Source organism: Brevundimonas sp., assembly GCF_965227765.1.
In the GTDB taxonomy this organism is placed as follows: Bacteria; Pseudomonadota; Alphaproteobacteria; order Caulobacterales; family Caulobacteraceae; genus Brevundimonas.
The window spans coordinates 153,525-172,615 of sequence record NZ_OZ245778.1; the positions used below are offsets into that span (position 1 = coordinate 153,525).

Annotated in this window: 22 protein-coding genes; 5 read left to right on the plus strand and 17 right to left on the minus strand. The window is 67.9% G+C overall.

Annotated elements, in window-relative coordinates; all coding sequences use genetic code 11:
• Position 1: 1 nt before the first annotated feature.
• Together ACO05L_RS00720 and ACO05L_RS00725 are read right to left on the minus strand one after the other, a co-directional pair.
• Positions 2 to 916, minus strand: a complete 915-nt coding sequence (locus tag ACO05L_RS00720; RefSeq protein ID WP_421730267.1) for a dienelactone hydrolase family protein — start codon at positions 914 to 916, stop codon at positions 2 to 4.
• Between the two features lie 98 nt (positions 917 to 1,014).
• Entirely contained in the window at positions 1,015 to 1,428 is a 414-nt protein-coding gene (locus ACO05L_RS00725; protein ID WP_421730268.1) for a hypothetical protein, read from the minus strand.
• Between the two features lie 358 nt (positions 1,429 to 1,786).
• Here ACO05L_RS00725 and dnaK point away from each other — a divergent pair, with 358 nt between their 5' ends.
• From dnaK to dapB, 3 genes are all read left to right on the plus strand, one after another.
• Positions 1,787 to 3,694 carry a molecular chaperone DnaK gene (gene dnaK, locus ACO05L_RS00730; protein WP_421730269.1) on the plus strand — a complete coding sequence of 636 codons (1,908 nt, stop codon included), beginning with the start codon at positions 1,787 to 1,789 and terminating at the stop codon, positions 3,692 to 3,694.
• Positions 3,695 to 3,865: 171 nt separating this feature from the next.
• On the plus strand, positions 3,866 to 5,047 hold the full coding sequence (gene dnaJ, locus ACO05L_RS00735; RefSeq protein ID WP_421730270.1) for a molecular chaperone DnaJ: 1,182 nt from the start codon (positions 3,866 to 3,868) through the stop codon (positions 5,045 to 5,047).
• A gap of 52 nt (positions 5,048 to 5,099) precedes the next feature.
• Positions 5,100 to 5,849 (plus strand): 4-hydroxy-tetrahydrodipicolinate reductase, encoded by a 750-nt coding sequence (gene dapB / locus ACO05L_RS00740; RefSeq protein ID WP_421730271.1) that lies wholly within the window; start codon positions 5,100 to 5,102, stop codon positions 5,847 to 5,849.
• Between the two features lie 148 nt (positions 5,850 to 5,997).
• Here dapB and ACO05L_RS00745 read toward each other — a convergent pair whose 3' ends face one another.
• A complete protein-coding gene (locus ACO05L_RS00745) occupies positions 5,998 to 6,366 on the minus strand; it encodes a hypothetical protein (protein WP_421730272.1) in 369 nt (122 codons plus the stop codon).
• A 158-nt stretch (positions 6,367 to 6,524) separates the two neighbouring features.
• Here ACO05L_RS00745 and ACO05L_RS00750 point away from each other — a divergent pair, with 158 nt between their 5' ends.
• On the plus strand, positions 6,525 to 7,448 hold the full coding sequence (locus ACO05L_RS00750) for a DMT family transporter (RefSeq protein ID WP_421730273.1): 924 nt from the start codon (positions 6,525 to 6,527) through the stop codon (positions 7,446 to 7,448).
• Between the two features lie 10 nt (positions 7,449 to 7,458).
• On the opposite strand, the gene dut is transcribed toward ACO05L_RS00750, so the two are convergent.
• Positions 7,459 to 7,914: a dUTP diphosphatase gene (gene dut, locus ACO05L_RS00755; protein ID WP_421730274.1), complete on the minus strand. Its 456-nt coding sequence runs from the start codon at positions 7,912 to 7,914 to the stop codon at positions 7,459 to 7,461.
• Positions 7,911 to 9,140, minus strand: coding sequence for a bifunctional phosphopantothenoylcysteine decarboxylase/phosphopantothenate--cysteine ligase CoaBC (gene coaBC, locus ACO05L_RS00760; protein WP_421730275.1), 1,230 nt, complete (start codon positions 9,138 to 9,140; stop codon positions 7,911 to 7,913). The genes dut and coaBC overlap by 4 nt, the downstream gene beginning before the upstream one ends.
• Before the next feature lie 131 nt (positions 9,141 to 9,271).
• Here coaBC and ACO05L_RS00765 point away from each other — a divergent pair, with 131 nt between their 5' ends.
• Positions 9,272 to 9,766 (plus strand): S-type pyocin family protein, encoded by a 495-nt coding sequence (locus tag ACO05L_RS00765; protein ID WP_421730276.1) that lies wholly within the window; start codon positions 9,272 to 9,274, stop codon positions 9,764 to 9,766.
• A 23-nt stretch (positions 9,767 to 9,789) separates the two neighbouring features.
• Here the strand turns inward: ACO05L_RS00765 and ACO05L_RS00770 are convergent, their stop codons facing one another.
• The 12 genes from ACO05L_RS00770 to ACO05L_RS00825 form a co-directional block, all read right to left on the minus strand.
• Positions 9,790 to 10,206 (minus strand): helix-turn-helix domain-containing protein, encoded by a 417-nt coding sequence (locus ACO05L_RS00770; protein WP_421730277.1) that lies wholly within the window; start codon positions 10,204 to 10,206, stop codon positions 9,790 to 9,792.
• A 147-nt stretch (positions 10,207 to 10,353) separates the two neighbouring features.
• Positions 10,354 to 12,018, minus strand: a complete 1,665-nt coding sequence (lnt, locus tag ACO05L_RS00775) for an apolipoprotein N-acyltransferase (RefSeq protein ID WP_421730278.1) — start codon at positions 12,016 to 12,018, stop codon at positions 10,354 to 10,356.
• The gene (gene ybeY, locus ACO05L_RS00780) at positions 12,008 to 12,469 is read right to left on the minus strand and encodes an rRNA maturation RNase YbeY (RefSeq protein WP_421730279.1); all 462 of its coding nucleotides are present in this window, start codon (positions 12,467 to 12,469) and stop codon (positions 12,008 to 12,010) included. Before ybeY ends, lnt begins: the two co-directional genes overlap by 11 nt.
• Before the next feature lie 3 nt (positions 12,470 to 12,472).
• A complete protein-coding gene (locus ACO05L_RS00785; protein WP_421730280.1) occupies positions 12,473 to 13,462 on the minus strand; it encodes a PhoH family protein in 990 nt (329 codons plus the stop codon).
• A complete protein-coding gene (gene miaB, locus ACO05L_RS00790; protein ID WP_421730281.1) occupies positions 13,452 to 14,864 on the minus strand; it encodes a tRNA (N6-isopentenyl adenosine(37)-C2)-methylthiotransferase MiaB in 1,413 nt (470 codons plus the stop codon). The genes ACO05L_RS00785 and miaB overlap by 11 nt, the downstream gene beginning before the upstream one ends.
• A 94-nt stretch (positions 14,865 to 14,958) precedes the next feature.
• Entirely contained in the window at positions 14,959 to 15,438 is a 480-nt protein-coding gene (locus ACO05L_RS00795) for a Fur family transcriptional regulator (protein WP_421730282.1), read from the minus strand.
• Between the two features lie 23 nt (positions 15,439 to 15,461).
• Positions 15,462 to 15,896: a ribosomal protein S18-alanine N-acetyltransferase gene (rimI, locus tag ACO05L_RS00800; RefSeq protein ID WP_421730283.1), complete on the minus strand. Its 435-nt coding sequence runs from the start codon at positions 15,894 to 15,896 to the stop codon at positions 15,462 to 15,464.
• The gene (gene tsaB / locus ACO05L_RS00805) at positions 15,893 to 16,591 is read right to left on the minus strand and encodes a tRNA (adenosine(37)-N6)-threonylcarbamoyltransferase complex dimerization subunit type 1 TsaB (RefSeq protein WP_421730284.1); all 699 of its coding nucleotides are present in this window, start codon (positions 16,589 to 16,591) and stop codon (positions 15,893 to 15,895) included. Before tsaB ends, rimI begins: the two co-directional genes overlap by 4 nt.
• Before the next feature lie 37 nt (positions 16,592 to 16,628).
• Positions 16,629 to 16,964, minus strand: coding sequence for a helix-turn-helix domain-containing protein (locus ACO05L_RS00810; RefSeq protein ID WP_421730285.1), 336 nt, complete (start codon positions 16,962 to 16,964; stop codon positions 16,629 to 16,631).
• A 189-nt stretch (positions 16,965 to 17,153) separates the two neighbouring features.
• The gene (locus ACO05L_RS00815; protein ID WP_421730286.1) at positions 17,154 to 17,759 is read right to left on the minus strand and encodes a helix-turn-helix domain-containing protein; all 606 of its coding nucleotides are present in this window, start codon (positions 17,757 to 17,759) and stop codon (positions 17,154 to 17,156) included.
• 69 nt (positions 17,760 to 17,828) lie between these two features.
• Positions 17,829 to 18,383 carry a NifU family protein gene (locus ACO05L_RS00820; RefSeq protein ID WP_421730287.1) on the minus strand — a complete coding sequence of 185 codons (555 nt, stop codon included), beginning with the start codon at positions 18,381 to 18,383 and terminating at the stop codon, positions 17,829 to 17,831.
• A 226-nt stretch (positions 18,384 to 18,609) separates the two neighbouring features.
• A complete protein-coding gene (locus ACO05L_RS00825; protein ID WP_421730288.1) occupies positions 18,610 to 19,074 on the minus strand; it encodes a universal stress protein in 465 nt (154 codons plus the stop codon).
• Between the last annotated feature and the right edge of the window lie 17 nt (positions 19,075 to 19,091).

A 19,091-nucleotide genomic window follows, 5' to 3' on the forward strand; every position in this document is an offset into this window, starting at 1 on the left:
CCTACTTCAGCGTCGCGTCGAACGCCGCCGTCAGCTTGGCCCAGCCGTCGGCGGCGTCGGCGGGGTTGTAGCTGGCGCGGTAGTCGGCGTGGAAACCGTGCTGGGCGTCGGGATAGACGTGGATCGCGCTGGTCGTGTTTCCCGCCGCCTGCAAGGCCGCGCGCATCGCCTCGACCGCCGTCTGGGGGATGCCCTGGTCCTGACCGCCATAAAGGCCCAGCACCGGCGCTTTCAGGTCCTTGGCCAGATCGACGGGCCAGGGCGCGCCGCGCGCCGCCTGTTCCGGCGTAGCGTCGGCGGCGGGGGCCAGCTGGCCGTACCAGGCGACGCCCTGCTTGATCGCAGGAAAACGGGCGCAGGCCTGCCACACCACCTTGCCGCCCCAGCAGAAGCCGGTGATCCCGACCTTATCTGAATCGGCCCACAGCTGCTGGCTGGCCCAGTCCAGGGTCGCCGACACGTCGCCCATCACCTGCTCATAGTTGGCGGCGCCGACGATCTCGCGGATGCGGCCCATGTCCGACAGGGGCGCCGGGTCCTCGACCCGCACGAAGAAGGCCGGGGCGATGGCGGCGTAGCCCTGCTTGGCCAGCCGGCGGCAGATGTCCTGGATATAGGCGTGAACGCCGAAGATTTCGGACGCGACGACGACGACCGGGAAGGGCCCGTCGCCTTTCGGGCGGGCGACATAGGCGGGCAGGGAAAACCCGTCCGGCGCCGGATAGGTCACGTCCGCGGTCTCCAGCCCCTCGGCGTCCGTGACGATGGGCTCGGCGCTCTGGGCCAGGGCGGCGACGGCGTACTGGCTGAAGAACAGCCCACCCAGGGTTCCGGCCAAGGTTCCCTTGGCGAGGCTGCGGCGCGAGAAGCGGAAATCGTCTGGGGTCTGGCCTTCGGGACGGATCAGGACGGTCATGGGGGCTCTCCGGTTTCACGCAGTCTAGCGCGTCTTGGCAAAAAGGGCTCCCGCCGGCGGCAGGAGCCCTTTTCATACGCCCAGAAAAATGAGCCGGATCAGCGCGTATAGTAGTAGTCGGCGATCTGGCAGACGTTGATCCCGCCGCGCGTCAGCACCTCGCCATTCGTGAACTCGGCGCGGAAATCATAGACGCAGGCGCCGGAGCCATCGTCGATGTTGACCGTCCAGCTGCGGCCCGAGGCCAGGGTGTCGGAGCCCAGAATATCCTCCTCCCACGATGAGCTGCGCGCATCAGAGGCGTAGAAGCGCAGCATGGTCCAGCCCGTCTGGTTATGCACGGTGACGCGGCGGTTCTGGCCGTCTCGCGACTGCACCTTGATCACCATGGTGTTTTCGGCGACGGGCGACGCGGAGGCGGCCCCTGCGATTCCAGCGCTCCCCACGATTCCGGCGACGGCGACCGTCAGGCCGAGCAGAGCGGCGCGGGCGGTCGATGCGAATTTGGTCATGTCAGTCCTTCCCCAAGCTGGCGACCGGACATGATGTCCGTCGATACCTCACCCTAGCCCAGGCTCTGCGGCCGGGCGTCTGACGGCTTCTGACAACGCAGTCGCCTTCGAGGCGTCGGGATTCGCGATCCTGGCGATGCCGACAGTCAAAGGATTGCGCACGAAGGCCTTGCGGCGCATGAGGACTTTCCCATATCCGCTGCCAACCGGCGAACGCGGGAACCTTTCGGGGTTTTCGGCCGGAACCACCCAACCTGTCCCTTTTCGGAGGGGCGCAGACTTCAACGGGGGCGGTCAGGCGCGGCGCTTCATGCGAAGGCCGCCGCATCGCCCGCTAGACGAAAGAGACTTTAAGCTTATGGCCAAGATCATCGGCATCGACCTCGGCACGACCAACTCGTGCGTCGCCGTCATGGACGGCAAGAACCCCAAGGTCATCGAGAACGCCGAGGGCAACCGCACGACCCCTTCGGTCGTCGCGATCCAGGACGGCGGCGAGACCCTGGTCGGCCAGCCGGCGCGTCGCCAGGCGGTCACCAACCCCGCCAACACCTTCTTCGCCATCAAACGCCTGATCGGCCGCAACTTCGACGACCCCGTCGTGGCCAAGGACAAGGCGATGGTCCCCTATGAGATCGTCAAGGGTCCGAACGGCGACGCCTGGGTGCGCGCCAACGGCAAGGACTATTCGCCCCAGCAGATTTCCGCCTTCACCCTGGTGAAGATGAAGGAGGCCGCCGAGGCCTATCTGGGCGAGACCGTGACGCAAGCCGTCATCACCGTTCCCGCCTACTTCAACGACAGCCAGCGTCAGGCCACCAAGGACGCCGGCAAGATCGCCGGCCTCGAAGTCCTGCGCATCATCAACGAGCCGACCGCGGCCGCCCTGGCCTATGGCCTGGACAAGGAAGCCGGTCAGAAGATCGCCGTCTATGACCTGGGCGGCGGCACCTTCGACGTCTCGATCCTGGAGATCGGCGACGGCGTGTTCGAGGTGAAGTCGACCAACGGCGACACCTTCCTGGGCGGCGAGGACTTCGACGTGCGCCTGGCCGACTACCTGGCCGACGAGTTCAAGAAGGAACAGGGCGTCGACCTGCGTCAGGACAAGCTTGCCCTTCAGCGCCTGCGTGAAGAGGCCGAGAAGGCCAAGAAGGAACTCAGCTCGGTCACTCAGTACGAAGTGAACCTGCCCTTCATCACCATGAACGCGTCGGGCCCGCTTCACCTGAACATCAAGCTGTCGCGCGCCAAGCTGGAAGCCTTGGTCGACGATCTGATCACCCGCACCATCGAGCCCTGCAAGAAGGCTCTGGCCGACGCAGGCCTGAAGGCCTCGGATATCGACGAGGTCGTCCTGGTCGGCGGCATGACCCGCATGCCCAAGGTCGTGGAAGCCGTGAAGGCCTTCTTCGGCAAGGAACCCCATAAGGGCGTGAATCCTGACGAGGTCGTGGCCCTCGGCGCCGCCGTTCAGGCCGGCGTTCTGCAAGGCGACGTCAAGGACGTGCTGCTGCTGGACGTGACGCCCCTGACCCTGGGCATCGAGACCCTGGGCGGCGTCTTCACGCCCCTGATCGAGCGCAACACCACCATCCCGACCAAGAAGAGCCAGGTCTTCTCGACCGCCGACGACAACCAGTCGGCCGTGACGATCCGGGTCTTCCAGGGCGAACGCCCGATGGCGGCCGACAACAAGGTTCTGGGTCAGTTCGACCTGATGGGGATCCCGCCCGCGCCGCGCGGCCTGCCGCAGATCGAGGTCGCCTTCGACATCGACGCCAACGGCATCGTCCACGTCACCGCCAAGGACAAGGCCACCAACAAGGAACAGTCGATCCGTATTCAGGCCAACGGCGGCCTGTCGGACGACGACATCGAGAAGATGGTCAAGGAAGCCGAGGCCAACGCCACGGCGGACAAGGCCAAGAAGGACCTGGTCGAGGCGAACAACGCCGCCGAAAGCCTGATCCACTCGACCGAGAAGGCCATGGCCGAACACGGCGACAAGGTCGGCGCGCCCGAGAAGGAAGCCATCGAAACCGCTCTGTCGGAACTGAAGGCCGCCAAGGAAGCCGGCACCGACCCCGAGGACATCCGCACCAAGACCAACACCCTGGTCCAGGCGTCGATGAAGCTGGGCGAGGCCATGTACGCCCAATCGGCCGCCTCTGACGAAGACGTCACGGCCACCGCCGACGACGGCGTGGTCGACGCCGAGTTCGAGGAAGTCTCGGACGACGAGGACGACAAGAAGAACGCGTAAGCCACACAGGCCGAAAAAGACAAAACCCCCGCTTGCCAACGCGAGCGGGGGTTCGTTTTGTGAAGGTTGCATCACACGACCCGGTTCCCATGTGTGAACGGGTCAAGGTTCGCAGCGATCGCCCCTAGAGGCGCCGCACGAGCCACGGGGTTAAGAGGACGAGTTCGCCACATGGCGCGTGACTATTACGAGGTGCTTTCGGTCGAGCGGACCATCGACGCCGCCGGATTGAAATCGGCCTATCGCAAGCTGGCGATGGAGCATCACCCCGACCGCAATGGCGGCTCGGAGGAATCCATGGCGCGGTTCAAGGAAATCTCCGAGGCCTATACCGTGCTGTCGGACGAGCAGAAGCGCGCCGCCTATGATCGCCATGGCCACGCAGGCCTGGGCGGCGGCGGCGGCCAGCAGGGCTTCCACGACGTCAACGACATCTTCAGCCAGGTCTTTGGCGACGCCTTCGGCGACGTCTTCGGCGGGCGCGGCGGTCGTCAGCAGCAGAACGGCCCGCGTCGCGGCTCGGACCTGCGCTATGATCTCGAGATCACCCTGGAGCAGGCCTACAAGGGCGCCGAGGTCGAGGTCTCGATCCCCTCCACCGCCACCTGCGATACCTGCGAGGGCACAGGCGCCAAGAAGGGCGCCAAGGCTTCCACCTGCTCGACCTGCGCCGGTCAGGGCCGGGTGCGCCAGGCCAACGGCTTCTTCCAGGTCGAACGCACCTGCCCCAGCTGCGGCGGCGCCGGCCAGCGGATCGCCGCCGCCGATGTCTGCCCCAGCTGCACCGGCCACGGCCAGGTCAGGAAGACCCGCAAGCTTCAGCTGAAGGTGCCGGCCGGCGTGGACGACGGCTCGCGCATCCGCCTGTCGGGCGAGGGCGACGCCGGCCAGCGCGGCGGCCCGCGCGGCGACCTTTACGTCTTCCTGTCGGTCCAGCCGCATGAGCTGTTCGAACGCGACAACCTGGACCTGCTGTGCACGGTGCCCGTGCCGATGACGGTGGCGGCCCTGGGCGGCGAGATCGACGCCCCCTGTCTGGTGTCCGAGGCCTGCGACGGCCAGTGCAAGGCCCCTGTTGTGGTCCCGGCGGGGGCCCAGACGGGCAAGACCGTCCGCATCAAGGGCAAGGGCATGCCCCACCTGAACGGCCGCCAGCGCGGCGATCTGGTGGTCGAGCTGTTCGTAGAGACCCCGACGGAGCTGACCGCGCGCCAGAAGGAACTGATGCAGGAACTGGCCCAGTCGTTCGGCGAGGACCAGAACCCGCGCAACTCCACCTTCGCCGGCAAGGCCAAGCGTTTCTGGGCCGACATCCTGGGCGCGGAATCGGATACGAAAGACACCGTCCAGTGAGGGATGGGTCAGCGACCTCAGGGTCGTTTGGCGGACTGAAGGGGGCGAACCAATGAGCGCGATTTTCCACGCCGGCATCTCTGGCGCACGCGGCCGCATGGGCCGGGCCGTCGACCAGGTGCTGGACGCCCGCGACGACGTGGTGGTCGCCATCCGCTTCGACTGGGGCGAGACCCCCGACCTCAGCCTGTGCGACGTGGTCATCGACTTCACCTCGGCCGAGGCCTCCGTGGCCCTGGCGCAATTGGCGGCCGAGCGCGGCGGACCGGCCCTGGTCATCGGCTCGACCGGCTTCAGCCCCGAACAGGACGAGGCCATCCTGGCCGCCTCGGAAAAGGTCGCCATCGTCCGCAGCGGCAATTTCTCGCTGGGCGTCAACATCCTGATCGGCCTGGTCGAGCACGCGGCCCAGCGGCTGGACGCGCGCGACTGGGACATCGAGATCATCGAAGCCCATCATCGGCTGAAGCTGGACGCCCCCTCGGGCACGGCCCTGATGCTGGGCGAGGCCGCAGCCGCCGGCCGCAACGCCGACCTCGCCGACCTGCGCGCCGCCCCCTATGACGGCCTTACAGCCGAGCGCGAGACGGGCAAGATCGGCTTCGCTTCGATCCGCGCAGGCGGCATCGTCGGCGACCACACAGTCATGTTCGGCTCCAAGGACGAGACCCTGACGCTCAGCCATTCGGCCATCGACCGGTCCCTGTTCGCCAAGGGCGCCGTGGTCGCCGCCGCCTGGGTCCGCACCCGCCGCCCCGGCCTCTACGACATGCAGGACGTGCTGGGCTTCCGGCAGGCGTAGTCGCCGGGCGCTCTTCGAGCGCGCGCTACGTTCGCGACGCGGTCGCTCTCTACTTGAGCGCAAACCGATCTCGGCGGTCGGCGCGTCTTGCGCTCAAGCAGCGAGGCTCCGCGAGCCGAGCGTAGCGCGTCGCGTCAGCGACCCCAGCCTAATGCGCGTGGCTGTGGCGTCGGCCGAAGGCCTTGCCGGTCAGCAGCGACTTGATGAGGAAGAAGACCGCGATGACGATCGCATAGCCCAGGAACAGGGCGAAGGCCGTCATCCAGAAGGCGCCGGTCAGCAGAGGCGGCAGGGCGAAGGCCGCGCCGTCCAGCATGGGAGCCAGCACGCCGATGGCGATATGCACCACGGTGGCGCCCGCCGCCGTCCCCCACAGGCCCCGCCAACTGGTCATCAAAAAGGTCGCCACAAGCGCCACCAGCAGGCCGGTGATCTGGTTCACGCCCTCGAAGCCGCCTTGCGCCAGGGCCCACAGCCCCATCAGCAGGGCGCCGATCTGGTCGAACAGGGTTTCCATCAGCCATCCCTTCCTGATCCACGGCCCAGCTTGGCCGTCGGCAGGGTTAACGACGTTCGCGGGGATTCGATCCCCCTTGCCGTCCCCGCCCTAATTCATCCTGACGTGAAGACCGCGCTGCGCTAGAAACTGACCATGTTGAGTAAGAGGTCCAAGAGGTGAACGGAGCGGTCCCCGCTCCTCGCGACGCCATCGCCACGGGCATCGCCCTGCGGATCGGCTCGGCGGGCGCCTTTTCGGTCATGACCGCCCTGCTGAAGCTCGCCTCGACCCACGGTGTCGTGGCGCCCGAGATGCTCTTCTATCGCGCCCTGTTCGGCCTGCCGATCGTGGTCCTGTGGATCGTGATGAAACCGGGCCTCGGCGCCATCCGCACCGAGCGGCCCTGGGCCCATGTGTTCCGCTGCGCCCTGGGCATCACCGGCATACTGTTCGTGTTCCAGGCCCTGACCATGCTGACCCTGGCCGATGCGGCGACGATCAACTTCACCGCCCCGATCTTCGCCACCCTGCTGTCGGGCCTGATCCTGAAGGAGGTTGTGGGGCCGCATCGCTGGCTGGCTGTGCTGGTCGGTTTCATCGGCGTGGCGGTGGTCATGCGGCCGGGCGGGGGTCATGCGCCTCCGCTGGCCGGTGTGGCCGTCGCCCTGATGGCGGCTCTGGGGCAGGCCAGTGTGACCGTCACCCTGCGCCAGCTCAAGGACACCGAGCATGTCGCGGCCATCGTCTTCTGGTTCTTCGTCGCCTCTCTAGGCGTCGGCGCGCTGCTGCTGCCATTTTTCGGGACTTGGCACGACACGCCGACCCTGTTGCTGCTGGCGGGCGGAGGCATCATGGGCGGCGTGGCGCAGCTGTTGATGACCGCCTCGCTGCAATCGGCCCCGGTCGCCGTGGTTGCGCCCTTCGACTATCTGCAGATGGTCGGCGCCGTCATCTTCGGATGGTGGCTGCTGTCCAGTCCGCCGACGATGAACACCCTGGCCGGAGCCGCCCTGATCGCGGCCAGCGGCCTCTACACCGTCTGGCGCGAACACGTCCGCCGCCGCGACCGCCTGATCCAAGCGACGGCGACGCCGGTCTAGAGCCGCCCCCCTAGCGTCCGGTCGAGCCGAAGGCGCCGGCGCCGCGCACCGTATCGTCCAGTGCTTCTACCTCGATCCAGTCGGCGCGCTCATGCCGGGCGATGACCAGTTGGGCGATGCGTTCGCCGCGCCGGATGACGAAGGGCTCGGAGCCGATATTGGCCAGGATGACGCCCAGCTCGCCGCGATAGTCGCTGTCGATCGTGCCCGGCCCGTTGGGGCAGATGATGCCGTGCTTGAGCGCCAGGCCCGAGCGCGCCCGCACCTGGGCCTCGTAGCCCAGCGGCACAGCCAGTCTCAGCCCGGTGGGGACCACACCGCGCGCGCCGGGCGCCAGCGTCATGGGCGCGTCCTCGGGCACCGCCGCCCTCAGGTCCATGCCCGCTGCGCCGGCGGTCTCATAGGCAGGCAGGGGCAGGCCCTCGCCATTGGCCAAGCGCAGGATCTGGATCGGCAGGACGGTCATTCAGCAGTCTCGAAATGGTCGGCGATGGTCTGGGCGAGGCGCTGTGCGATACCCGTCTTGGACTGGCGCGGCCAGGTCTCGACGCCCTCGCGGCGGACCAGCAGCACGGCGTTGCCGTCCGAGCCGAACACGTCGGACGACACGTCATTGGCCACGATCCAGTCGCAGCCCTTCCTCGAAAGCTTGGAGCGGGCGTTGGCCTCAAGATCGCTGGTCTCGGCCGCGAAACCGACGACCAGTTTGGGGCGCAAGGGGCCGGGGGCTGAGACGCCCGCCAGGATGTCGGGGTTCTCGATCAGGGCCAGGGCAGGCGGGCCGCCTGCGCCCTTCTTGATCTTGCCGCCGGCGATGGTGTCGATGCGCCAGTCGGCGACGGCTGCGGTCATGACCGCGATATCGGCGGGCAGCAACCTTTGCGTCGCCGCCTGCATGTCCAGGGCGCTCTCGACCTCGATCCGCGTCACGCCCAGGGGCGCCGACAGACCGGTCGGGCCGGACACCAGGGTCACATCCGCACCCAGCTCGGCCAGGGCGGCGGCGATGGCGTAGCCCTGTTTGCCGCTGGAGCGATTGGTCAGGCCGCGCACCGGGTCGATGGCCTCGAACGTGGGGCCGGCGGTGACCACGGCGGTCTTGCCCGCCAGGACCCGCGACGCCGGTCCGGCCAGCAGGCCCTTGATCGCGTCCAGAATGGCCGCCGGCTCGGCCATCCGGCCGGGGCCGTACTCGCCGCAGGCCATCTCGCCGTCGTCGGGGCCGACCACCGACATGGCGTGAAAGCCGTCGAAGCCCTTCAGTCGCGCCACATTGGCCTGGACCGCCGGGTGCAGCCACATCCGCACATTCATCGCCGGGGCCAGCAGGGTGCGCTTGTCGGTGGCGATCAGGGTGGTCGAGGCCAGGTCGTCGGCCAAGCCGTTGGCCGCCTTGGCGATCAGGCCCGCCGTCGCCGGCGCCACGACTACCAGATCGGCCCAGCGCGACAGCTCGATATGGCCCATGGCCGTCTCGTCCTCGGGCGAGAACAGGGCCTGGTGCACGGGATGGCCGGTCAGGGCGGCGAGCGACAGGGGCGTGACGAACTCGGCCCCCGAGGCGGTCAGGATCACCCGCACCTCGCCCCCGGCCTTCTTGATCAGCCGCACCAGTTCCAGCGCCTTGTAGGCGGCGATGCCGCCGCCGACGATCAGCAGAATCCTGCGGGAAGAAAGGGCGCTGTTGTCCATGCGGCAGGTCTAGCGGCGGCGACGCGCGAGGTCGAGCGGTCGTCGCTGGCCGACCCTGCCCACGAAAAGAACATTGCAGGAACAGTTAACTTGTGGCTAGGTTGGCCTGCGGGTTTCTAGGGAGGGTTGAAATGAGGGTCGCAATAGGGATTTTCGGGCTCGTGGCCGGGCTGGCGCTGGGGTTGCTGGCGGCCTGCGACAACGGGCCGTCCGCCGTCGAGACGCGAGACAGAACGGCCGATGCGGCTGTCGTGGAAGCGCCGGTTTCCGACGCGGTCGCCGAGGCCCCACCGGAGAAGGCGGTCCTGACGGCAAGTCGGCGCGAGACCGTCGACGCCAAGGTGGCGCGTCTGTACGAACGCAACGGCGCGGCGTTCGGGGCGAAATCGGCCGAGGACTACCTGGCCAAGATCCAGGCCTTCACCGGCCAGCCGCCGAGCGGGACGGACACGATCAAGCGTCCCAACGGCGACACCCTCTATTATCAGGCATCGACCAACACCTTCGCCGTCGTGGCCCGCGACGGCACGCCACGGACCATGTTCAAGCCGGACGACGGTCCCAACTACTGGCAGGAACAGAAGGCGAGCGCCCCGACCTTTGGTCAGAACCGGTCAGGGGACTGAGCAGGCTTGGGTGAAGCCGAAGGTCAGGCGCCTTCGGGCTCGTCCCGTGCCGCCATTTCGCGGATCAGCTCCAGCGCCAGCTTCTGACGGCGGCTGGACAGCTGGGGCGCCAGCCGGGCGATCTCGATCGAATGGCGGGTCGCGGGGAAGTCGTGGTCGAAGCCTGCGGCGTCATCCTCGGCGACGCCGAGCTGGCCAGCCGTCAGCCCCTGGAAGAAATAGCCGATATCGACCTTGAAGAAGCGGGCGATGTCCCAGAGCTTGGACGCCGAAATCCGATTGGCGCCCTTCTCGTACTTCTGGATCTGCTGGAAAGTCAGGCCCAGGGCGCGTCCCAGATCGCTCTGGTTATAACCGAGACTGATACGCTTTTCGCAGACCCGTCGGCCCACATGACGATCGACGGGGTGGGGTCCGTCCTCTGCCACGCCACGCGCCATGTTAAATCACTCTGCTACGATGCGTTAATGACCTGTGCCATGCCCGGCTACGGCTTGCGTGTCACTCGATTTTGCAAGCTGAGCCGTTTGAAGAGGGCAATTAGTCGTCTTTCCGGGTCAATTGTCTCGAAATCGCGACAATTGGCATCAGATGCGAACGTGGTTCCGCCATTTCAGGCGTCGAACGGGCTGGGCCAGAGCCAGGCAGACCAGCAGCGCCAAACCGAACGGCAGGTCTCCCAAACGGCCATAGAGGGTCGGCGGTGTCGGGCGGGGTAGAAGAGCGTCGATCACCCCGCTTTCGCCTGCGTTCAATCGTTTGCCCTCCACCACCCGGCCCCAGGGATCGATCATGGCCGAGACCCCCGTAGGCGTCGCCCGAACCACCGGCAGGCCGGATTCGATGGCGCGATAGCTGGCCAGGTTCAGGTGCTGCAACGGCCCCGAGGTGCGGCCGAACCAGGCGTCGTTGGAGACATTGACGATCCACTGGGGCCGCTGGCCGCCGTCCTGCGCCAGACCCGGATAGAGGCTTTCGTAGCAGATCAGCGGCTGAACCCGCGGCGCATTGGGCAGGTCGATGGGCGAGGGTCGGGGTCCGCTGGCGAAGTCGGACGGCATCCGCACGAGGCTGCGCACGCCCAGTTGGCCCATCAGCCCGCCGAGCGGAATGAACTCGCCGAACGGCACCAGCCGGTATTTGTCATAGACGGCCGCGATCCGCACATGGGCGCCGTCGTCGTGCAGGGCGAACAGGCTGTTGTAGTAGAGGTCGCCTTCCGGCCCCGCTGCCAAAGAACGGGCGGACAGCGCTCCGGGCTCGGCGCGGGCGAGGCCCAGCAGCAGGGTCTGGCCGGGCTCCAGCGCCCGCGAGATGGCCGCCGCCTCTGGCGCGCCGTCGGCGAAGACGCTGTTGGCGCTGGCCGGCAAGGCGCCTTCGGGCCAGACGATGACGTCAGGCGTCGCCGCGCCCGCCCGCGCGGTCAGATTGACGTAGCGATCGACGATCCCCTGATAGGCCTCGGCCGACCATTTGGCCTTCTGGCTGACGTCGGCCTGGACGATGCGGACCAGCACATCCGTGTTCGAGACCGACTGGCCCGCCAGATGCACGGCCCCGCCGATCACCAGCGCGGCCAAGGCCGCAAGCCCGCCGGCCGCCACCCCGACCCGCGCCTTTCGCGTTCCGTCACCCGCAAGCGCGCCGACCGCAGCGGCGCCCGCCACGGTCACCAGGCTCAAGCCATAGACGCCAAAAAGGGCGGCGAACTGGGATGCGGCCGACCCCGCCTTCCAGCTGGCGCCCGCCGGGTTCCACGGAAAGCCGGTCAGGACATGGCCGCGCAGCCATTCGAACAGGCAGAACAGGGCGGCGAACAGCAGCACCCGCTCCAGGCCCGCAGGCATGACGCGGCGATACAGCAGCATGGCCGCGCCCCAGAACAGGCCGATCCCGGCGGGCAGAAGGCTGGCGGCGAAGGGCGCCATCCAGGCCTGGGCCGGATCGACCATGAAGGCCTCGGCCACCCACCAGCAGCCGACGAAGAAATAGGCGAACCCCGACAGCCACCCCATCCAGAAGGCGCCCCGTCCACTCTCGGACCGCTCGACCAGGACCATCAGCAGGGGATAGCCGAGCAGGCCGGGCAGGACCCCGAACGGCGGATGGGCCAGGGCCGCCAGAACGCCCGACAGCAGGGCCAGACCGATCCGACCCAGCCGCAGGATCAACCTGCGACGGCCCTCGTCGGCCGCCGCCAATGCGACGGCGGGGGCATGGATTGGGTCTTCGCCGAGGGGTTCAGAGGTCATCAGGCAGGATGTATGGGTCGGCGACGCCCAGGCTGGCAAGCAGGCTGCGCTCCTGCGCCTCCATCGCCTCGGCCTCCGCTTCATCCTCATGGTCGTGACCCAGGACGTGCAGCACGCCGTGGATGACCAGATGGGTCAGATGGTTGGCCAGGGTCTTGGCCTGCGCCTCCGCCTCGTCGCGGCAGACGCCGAAGGCCAGGACGATGTCGCCCAGATGCGCCGCCTGACCCGGCATCGGCATGTCGCCCCCGGGGAAGGACAGGACATTGGTCGGCCGATCCTTGTCGCGGAACTGGGCGTTCAGACGCTGAACGGCGGCGTCGTCGGTCAACAGAACCACGATGTCGCCGGCGACTGATCCCAGGGCTGCTTCAGCCGCCCGCTGCACGATCGCCTCGGCGTCCGGCAATGCAGCGGCCCAGTCGTCGGCCTCGATCTCGACCTCGATCACGCTCTAGGCCGCCGGGTCTTCGAGGTCGGCCTTGGGACGATTGCCCGCCGCGTCGGCGTCATAGGCGCGCACGATCCGCTCGACCATGGCGTGGCGCACAACGTCCTGGGCCTCGAACTCCAGCACGCCCACGCCCTTGACCCCGCGCAGGATGCGAAGCGCATGGGCCAGGCCGCTGTCGCGCGGATTGAGCAGGTCGATCTGCGACGGGTCGCCGGTCACGACCATGCGCGCGCCCTCGCCCAGACGGGTCAGGACCATCTTCATCTGCAGCCGCGACGTGTTCTGGGCCTCGTCAACGATGACGAAGGCGTGGCTTAGGGTGCGGCCGCGCATGAAGGCGATGGGGGCGGCCTCGATCTCGCCCTTGTCGCGCCGACGCTGCACGTCCTCGGCCCCCAGGATGTCGTTCAGGGCCTCCCAGATGGGCGCCAGATAGGGATCTACCTTTTCGTTCAGGTCGCCGGGCAAAAAGCCCAGCTTCTCGCCCGCCTCGACCGCCGGGCGGGTGATGACCAGCCGGTCCACCTGTCCGCGCCGCAGCAAAGAGGCGCCGTAGGCCGCGGCCAGGAAGGTCTTGCCCGTCCCCGCCGGGCCGACGCCGAAGCTCAGTTCATGGTTGGCCAGGATGTCGAGATAGCGGGCCTGGGCGTCGGTCTTGGGCACGATGGCGCCCCGCTTGCCGATGGGCAGGGCCATGGGATCGACACGCCGACCGCCGCCGCTGACCCCGGTCCGGGCCAGGCCGATGGCGGCGCGGACGTCGGCCTCGTTGACGTCGGCCTTCTTGGACACCCGCCCGGCCAGGGTCTCGATGACCTGCTTGGCGTTGGCGCGGTCGCGCGCCCCGCCATTGATCGACACCCCGCCGCCAGGGGCCTCGATCAGCACCTTGAAGGCGTCCTCGATCAGGGCGACGTGGCGGCTGTTCGGGCCGATGACGGCGCGCAGGGCGCTGTCTTCGAGGGAGAGGAATTCGGATTCACGCGCCAATCAGGCGACCTTTCAAACTGTTTTGCTGACCATCGAGGATCTCGACCGGAACGATCTGGCCGATCAGATGATCCGCGTCCTCGACATGGACCGATTGCAGATAGGGCGAACGACCGATGGCCTGACGCCCGTAACGGCCCTTTTTCTCGAACAGGACGTTCATCACCTTGCCCGCCTGGGAGGCGTTGAAGGCGGTCTGCTGTTCGAACAGCAGGGCCTGGAGGCGATGCAGCCGCTCGCGCGCCACGGCGTCGGGCACCTGAGCCCCCATGCCGGAGGCGGGCGTGCCCGGACGCGGCGAATACATGAAGGAGAAGGCCGAGGCGTAATGGACCTGGCGCACCAGATCGAGCGTGTCCTCGAAATCCCTGTCCGTCTCGCCGGGGAAGCCGACGATGAAATCGCCGGACAGGGCGAGGTCCGGCCGCGCCGCGCGGATGCGGGCGATCAGGTCGATATAGGCCTGGCGCCCATGCTTTCGGTTCATCAGCCGCAGGATCCGGTCAGACCCCGACTGCACCGGCAGATGCAGATAGGGCATCAGGGCGTCGATACGATCGGGGCCGTCTCCGTGGGCGGCGATCAGGTCCTCGGTCATGTCGTTGGGGTGGCTGGTCGTATAGCGGATGCGGGCGATGCCGGGGATCTCGGCCAGGGCGCGCGCCAGCTGGGCCAGGCTCCAGACGCCCTCGCCCGAGACGGCCTGCCCGTCATAGGCGTTCACATTCTGGCCCAGCAGGGTCAGCTCGCGCACCCCCTTGGCCGCCAGCCCGCGCGCCTCGGCCAGGACGTCGGCGGCCGGGCGCGACCATTCGGCCCCGCGCGTATAGGGCACGACGCAGAAGGTGCAGAACTTGTCGCAACCCTCCTGCACCGTGAGGAAGGCGGTGGGTCCGTCGACGCCGCGCGCCGCCGCCCCCTCGGCGCTCAGGGCGTCGAACTTGGCATTGGGGGCGAAGTCGGCGCCGATCCGCTCGCCCCGTGCCCGCGCCGTACGGGTCAGAAGCTCGGGCAGTTGGTGATAGGCCTGGGGACCGACGACCAGATCGACGGCGGGCTGGCGGCGCATGATCTCCTCGCCCTCGGCCTGGGCCACGCAGCCGGCCACGGCGATGGTCATCGAACCGGCCCCAGCCGCCGCCCTCTTGTCCTTCATCTCCCTCAGCTTGCCGAGTTCGGAATAGACCTTCTCGGCCGCCTTCTCGCGGATATGGCAGGTGTTCAGGATGACGAAGTCAGCGCTCTCGGCCGTGTCGGTCGTGGCGTAGCCCAGCGGGCGCAGCACGTCGGCCATGCGCTCGCTGTCATAGACGTTCATCTGACAGCCGTAGGTCTTGATGAACAGGCGCTTTGCAGGCGCGCGGTCGTCAGCTTCCGGCTGGGCGAGCAGGGTCTCGGTCATGGAAGACATATTAGGCCGCTAGCGCGCTGGGCGCTACTTGAGCGCGCAGACCTGTGCACGAACCGGCGGGCCGACCGGCCGCCCATGCAAGTTGTCAGGCGACACTGTCCGGGTCGACGCGGGCGGCGTGACGCTTGAACATCAGGCCTTCGCGGTCCGAGGGTTGAGCCCCCTCGATCGCCTTGCCGTACAGTTCCAGCTTGTGGCCGACCAGTTCGAAGCCCAGCCGTTCGGCGATCTCGGTCTTCAGTCGCTCGATCTCGGCGTCGAAGAACTCGATGACCTCGCCGGTGCGGGTGTCGATCAGGTGGTCGTGATGGTCGTCCCCCGCTTCTTCATAGCGGCTGCGGCCGTCGCCGAAGTCATGCTTCTCGACCACGCCCGCCTCTTCGAACAGGCGCACGGTGCGATAGACGGTGGCGATCGAGATGTGCGGATCGATCGCCGAGGCGCGGCGATACAGCTCCTCGACGTCGGGGTGATCCTCGGCGTTCGACAGCACGCGAGCGATCACGCGCCGCTGCTCGGTCATACGCATGCCGCGTTCGGCGCAAAGTCGTTCGATACGGTCCATGGGCGGATACGATAGGGATGTCGTCACGCCGTGGGAAGCCCGAGAACAATCTCAAGCGGGCCAAGGCTCATCAGGATCGCGTCAACCCGGCCCCCATCCGGTGCGGCATAGTATCCTGGGCGGCGCCCGACGGTCGCAAAGCCGATGTTTTCGTACAGGTTGCGCGCCGCGACATTGTCCTCGGCCACCTCCAGAAACAGGCGTTCGGCGCCCAGGGATCCGGCCGCCGACGCCGCCGCCCGTGTCAGGGCTGCGCCCAGGCCGCGACGCCGCGCCGTGGGCCGGACGGCCAGGGTCAGCACCTCGGCCTCGTCCAGAACCACGCGAATCAGGACGAAGCCGTCGTCGTCGCCGAGGACGAACACACCGGCCTGCGCCAACAGGTCGGCAAACGCCTGGGCGGTCCAGGGCGCGGCGAAGGCCTCGGCATGGACCTGGGCCATGGTCTCGGGCGTCATGGATGGGCAGGATCGACGGCGGTCGCAGGTTTCGTCCTGGCCTGTCCCGGCAGCCGCGTCGGCGGCGTCGCATCGGGCGCGCGCAGATAGAGGGGGCGCGGCAAGGCCGTCGCAGGATCGGCAGCGATGGTCAGGGCCGCCAGACCCGCCGCCGTCGGATTGTGCGCCGCATAGGGCTCGGCGCCCGCATTCCCTTCGCCATCCGGCTGGACCAGGGCCGCGCCCGAACCGACCAAGCGCCAACCCGCGTTGGCCTGGGCCAACAGGGCGCCCGCATCGAGGATCGACAGGGCTTCAGGCTCGCGGGTCGCGGCGCCGTCCGAGAAGGTCTGGATATAGACCTGTCCGCGCCGGGCATCGATCACCGCCGCCGTCGCCCCTCCGCCCTCCGGCGACCAGGCCAGGGCCGCCAGGGTAGAGATTCCCACCACCGGCCGCCCAAGGGCCGCGCCCAGGCCCTGGGCGAAGGCCAGGCCGACACGAAGACCGGTGAAGGAGCCAGGCCCCACGGTGACGCCGATCCGGTCTATGTCGCCAAAGCCCCCGGCCTCGTCCGCCACGGCGCGCACCAGGCCGCCCAGCCGCTCCTGATGTCCCTTGGCCATAGGATCGGATCGCACGGCCAGACATCGGTCCGCCTCATACACAGCCGTCGTGCAGGCCCCCAGGGCCGTATCGATCACCAGAACTCTCATGGCTCAACTCGGCCCACAGTGGTGGCGCCGCGCCCCCTCAGTCCACTGCGACCAAGCTCTGAACGATGCAGGCCAGCGCCTGACGCAACTCGCGACTGGCGATCCGGGGAAATCCACGGGCCACGATCCGGCCCTCGGCGCTGGCGCTCAACAGGCGCAGGTCGATCATCTCGTCCGGATCGTGCGCCGGCGATACGGCGGGCCGTTGCGGAAAGAAGTCGGCGACGCAGGCGCCAAGCACGCCCGAGATCGCATGCAGCCGAGAGGCCGAGACCCGATTTGCGCCCTGTTCGTACTTCTGCACCTGCTGGAAGCTGACACCCAGACGTTCGCCCAGCGCGGTCTGCGACAGGCCCAAGGCGACGCGGCGCATGGCGATGCGCGAGCCTACAAAGGCGTCGATGTCGCCTGGCGCCCTGGTTTTCGCAAACGCTGCGGACGACCCCGGACTGCCAATCGCACTGGGCGCGAGCGTTCTGGGCATAGGCGACATCGCTCTCGGTTGATCCTGCAACCGAAAGTTTCATGAAACTCGCGCGATAACAACTATTTTGTTTCATTTTCATTCCAGCCGCCCGATGACCGCAGCGACGCGGGCCACATCCGCGCGCGCCAGAGCCGTCTCGACGCTCAGTCCCTGCGGTCCTCCGCGCACGTACAGACGCTCGGAATCGGCGCGCTCGTAGATCCGCACCAGCCGCACGCCGTCGTTCCTGTCGACGACACAGCCCTGGTCTCGGCGCGGCCAGCGGCCTGCATCGAACTCCAGCACCACGCCCGACACAGCCCAAGGGGCCAGATCATCATTCGACAGCTGCAGCCGCTCGACTTCGGACCGTGACGCACCAGAGGTCTTCGGGTTCGCGATCCACGCTCTCGCGCCACTCTCGACGCCCGTCGAAGAGGCCGGGCCCAGCCCCCCGTCCTGCGCCCGCGCGGCGGCCAGGGCGAGATCCTCGGGCGAGGCGTCCAGCGCAGCGGTCAGCCGACGCTGCACGTCGGGACGAAACAGGCCAGGCCGTTTGCCGGATTCATACAGGCCCCAACCCTGACTGGTCATGGCCACGCGGGCGCCCGCCTCGGCCTGGCTCAGACCGCGATCCCGGCGCAAGGCTCCCAGCGCCTCGCCAAGAGCGCGCACATCGCTGTCCTGTTCGAAACGGGGCATGGGTGGAAGATGGCGCAGATAGAGAGGCGAAACCAGCGAAACCGTTTCAGTGAAACGGCGCCTGCGGGTTCAGATCACCTGTTCGACCCGGGTCACTTCGGGGACATAGTGTTTCATCATCTGCTCCACCCCGGATTTGAGGGTGGCGGACGACGAGGGGCAGCCGGCGCAGGCGCCGCGCATGCGCAGGGACAGGACCCCGGTCTCTTCATCAAAGGCGTCGAACAGGATGTCGCCCCCGTCCTGGGCCACGGCCGGGCGGACCCGGCTGTCGAGCAGGGCCTTGATCTCGGCGACGACTTCGGAATCCTCGGAGGTGTCGGCCTCCGCCTCGACGTCGCGCAGCATGGCGGCGCCCGAGGCGTAGTGGTCCATGATGACGGTCAGGATCGGGGCCTTCATGTCCGACCAGTCCAGGCCGTGCGCGGCCTTGGTCACCGAGACATAGTCGGCGCCCAGGAAAACGCCGGCCACATCCTCCAGCTGGAACAGGGCCTCAGCCAGGGGCGAGGCCGTCGCCTGGTCGATCGTCAGGAACTCGCGCACGCCGTCCGGCGCGACATCTCGCCCCGGCAGGAACTTCAGCACGTTCGGATTGGGCGTGGGTTCGGTCTGGATGAACATGGAGTGCAGATGCGCCCGCGCGGTCGAAGGTTCAAGAGCGGCGCGCCCCTGCCTCTCTCGACGGTGCGGAAAGGCCGCATACGCAACCCTGCTTCCTTCACGCTTCCCTTCGCGCTCAAGCAGCGAGGCTCCGCGAGCCGAGCCTTAGCGCCCTAAAACAAGAATGCGCTCAAGCAGCGAGGCTCCGCGAGCCGAGCGTTAGCGCGTCGCGAAGCGACCCAACTAACTATGCGAGGTCTTCGATTTCCTTGTCCGTCAGTTCGCCCGGAACGATGGTCACGGGCAGTTTCCGGCCGGTAAGGGCCGCGCCCTGTTTGAGGAAGGCCGAGACCAAAGGCCCCGCCTTGCCGCCGCCGGCCGAGGCCAGCACCAGGATCTTGATGTCCGGGTCCTCGCCGACGACCTTGCGAATGGCGTCCAGGGGTTCGCCGGTCTCGATCAGGAAGACCGGCTGGCCGCCCGAACGCTGGTTGGCCTCCTCTCCCAGCCGCGACAGAAGCGTTTCCGCCTCGGCCCGCTGCTGGCGCTGGATTTCCTCACGCACGCCCGACCAGTGCTCGTCGGTGCTGTCAGGCAGGACCCGCAGCAACACCACCCGCCCGCCGGTCGAGCGGGCGCGGCGAGCGGCATAGCGCAGGGCCGCGTCGAACTCGGGACTGTCGTCGACGACGACCAGGAACTTGCGCGGCATTCGCTTCCCCCTGCCCT

Bases quoted from the DNA above. Each gene is read 5' to 3' on its own strand.
- dnaK (WP_421730269.1), top strand. From the start codon at position 1,787: ATGGCCAAGATCATCGGCATCGACCTCGGCACGACCAACTCGTGCGTC.
- ACO05L_RS00810 (WP_421730285.1), bottom strand. From the start codon at position 16,964: ATGCGCCGCGTCGCCTTGGGCCTGTCGCAGACCGCGCTGGGCGAACGT.
- ACO05L_RS00745 (WP_421730272.1), bottom strand. From the start codon at position 6,366: ATGGAAACCCTGTTCGACCAGATCGGCGCCCTGCTGATGGGGCTGTGG.
- dut (WP_421730274.1), bottom strand. From the start codon at position 7,914: ATGACCGTCCTGCCGATCCAGATCCTGCGCTTGGCCAATGGCGAGGGC.
- ACO05L_RS00725 (WP_421730268.1), bottom strand. From the start codon at position 1,428: ATGACCAAATTCGCATCGACCGCCCGCGCCGCTCTGCTCGGCCTGACG.
- tsaB (WP_421730284.1), bottom strand. From the start codon at position 16,591: ATGAGAGTTCTGGTGATCGATACGGCCCTGGGGGCCTGCACGACGGCT.
- lnt (WP_421730278.1), bottom strand. From the start codon at position 12,018: ATGACCTCTGAACCCCTCGGCGAAGACCCAATCCATGCCCCCGCCGTC.
- ACO05L_RS00795 (WP_421730282.1), bottom strand. From the start codon at position 15,438: ATGGACCGTATCGAACGACTTTGCGCCGAACGCGGCATGCGTATGACC.
- miaB (WP_421730281.1), bottom strand. From the start codon at position 14,864: ATGACCGAGACCCTGCTCGCCCAGCCGGAAGCTGACGACCGCGCGCCT.
- rimI (WP_421730283.1), bottom strand. From the start codon at position 15,896: ATGACGCCCGAGACCATGGCCCAGGTCCATGCCGAGGCCTTCGCCGCG.
- ACO05L_RS00770 (WP_421730277.1), bottom strand. From the start codon at position 10,206: ATGGCGCGTGGCGTGGCAGAGGACGGACCCCACCCCGTCGATCGTCAT.
- ACO05L_RS00765 (WP_421730276.1), top strand. From the start codon at position 9,272: ATGAGGGTCGCAATAGGGATTTTCGGGCTCGTGGCCGGGCTGGCGCTG.
- ACO05L_RS00720 (WP_421730267.1), bottom strand. From the start codon at position 916: ATGACCGTCCTGATCCGTCCCGAAGGCCAGACCCCAGACGATTTCCGC.
- ACO05L_RS00825 (WP_421730288.1), bottom strand. From the start codon at position 19,074: ATGCCGCGCAAGTTCCTGGTCGTCGTCGACGACAGTCCCGAGTTCGAC.
- coaBC (WP_421730275.1), bottom strand. From the start codon at position 9,140: ATGGACAACAGCGCCCTTTCTTCCCGCAGGATTCTGCTGATCGTCGGC.
- ACO05L_RS00815 (WP_421730286.1), bottom strand. From the start codon at position 17,759: ATGCCCCGTTTCGAACAGGACAGCGATGTGCGCGCTCTTGGCGAGGCG.
- dnaJ (WP_421730270.1), top strand. From the start codon at position 3,866: ATGGCGCGTGACTATTACGAGGTGCTTTCGGTCGAGCGGACCATCGAC.
- dapB (WP_421730271.1), top strand. From the start codon at position 5,100: ATGAGCGCGATTTTCCACGCCGGCATCTCTGGCGCACGCGGCCGCATG.
- ACO05L_RS00820 (WP_421730287.1), bottom strand. From the start codon at position 18,383: ATGTTCATCCAGACCGAACCCACGCCCAATCCGAACGTGCTGAAGTTC.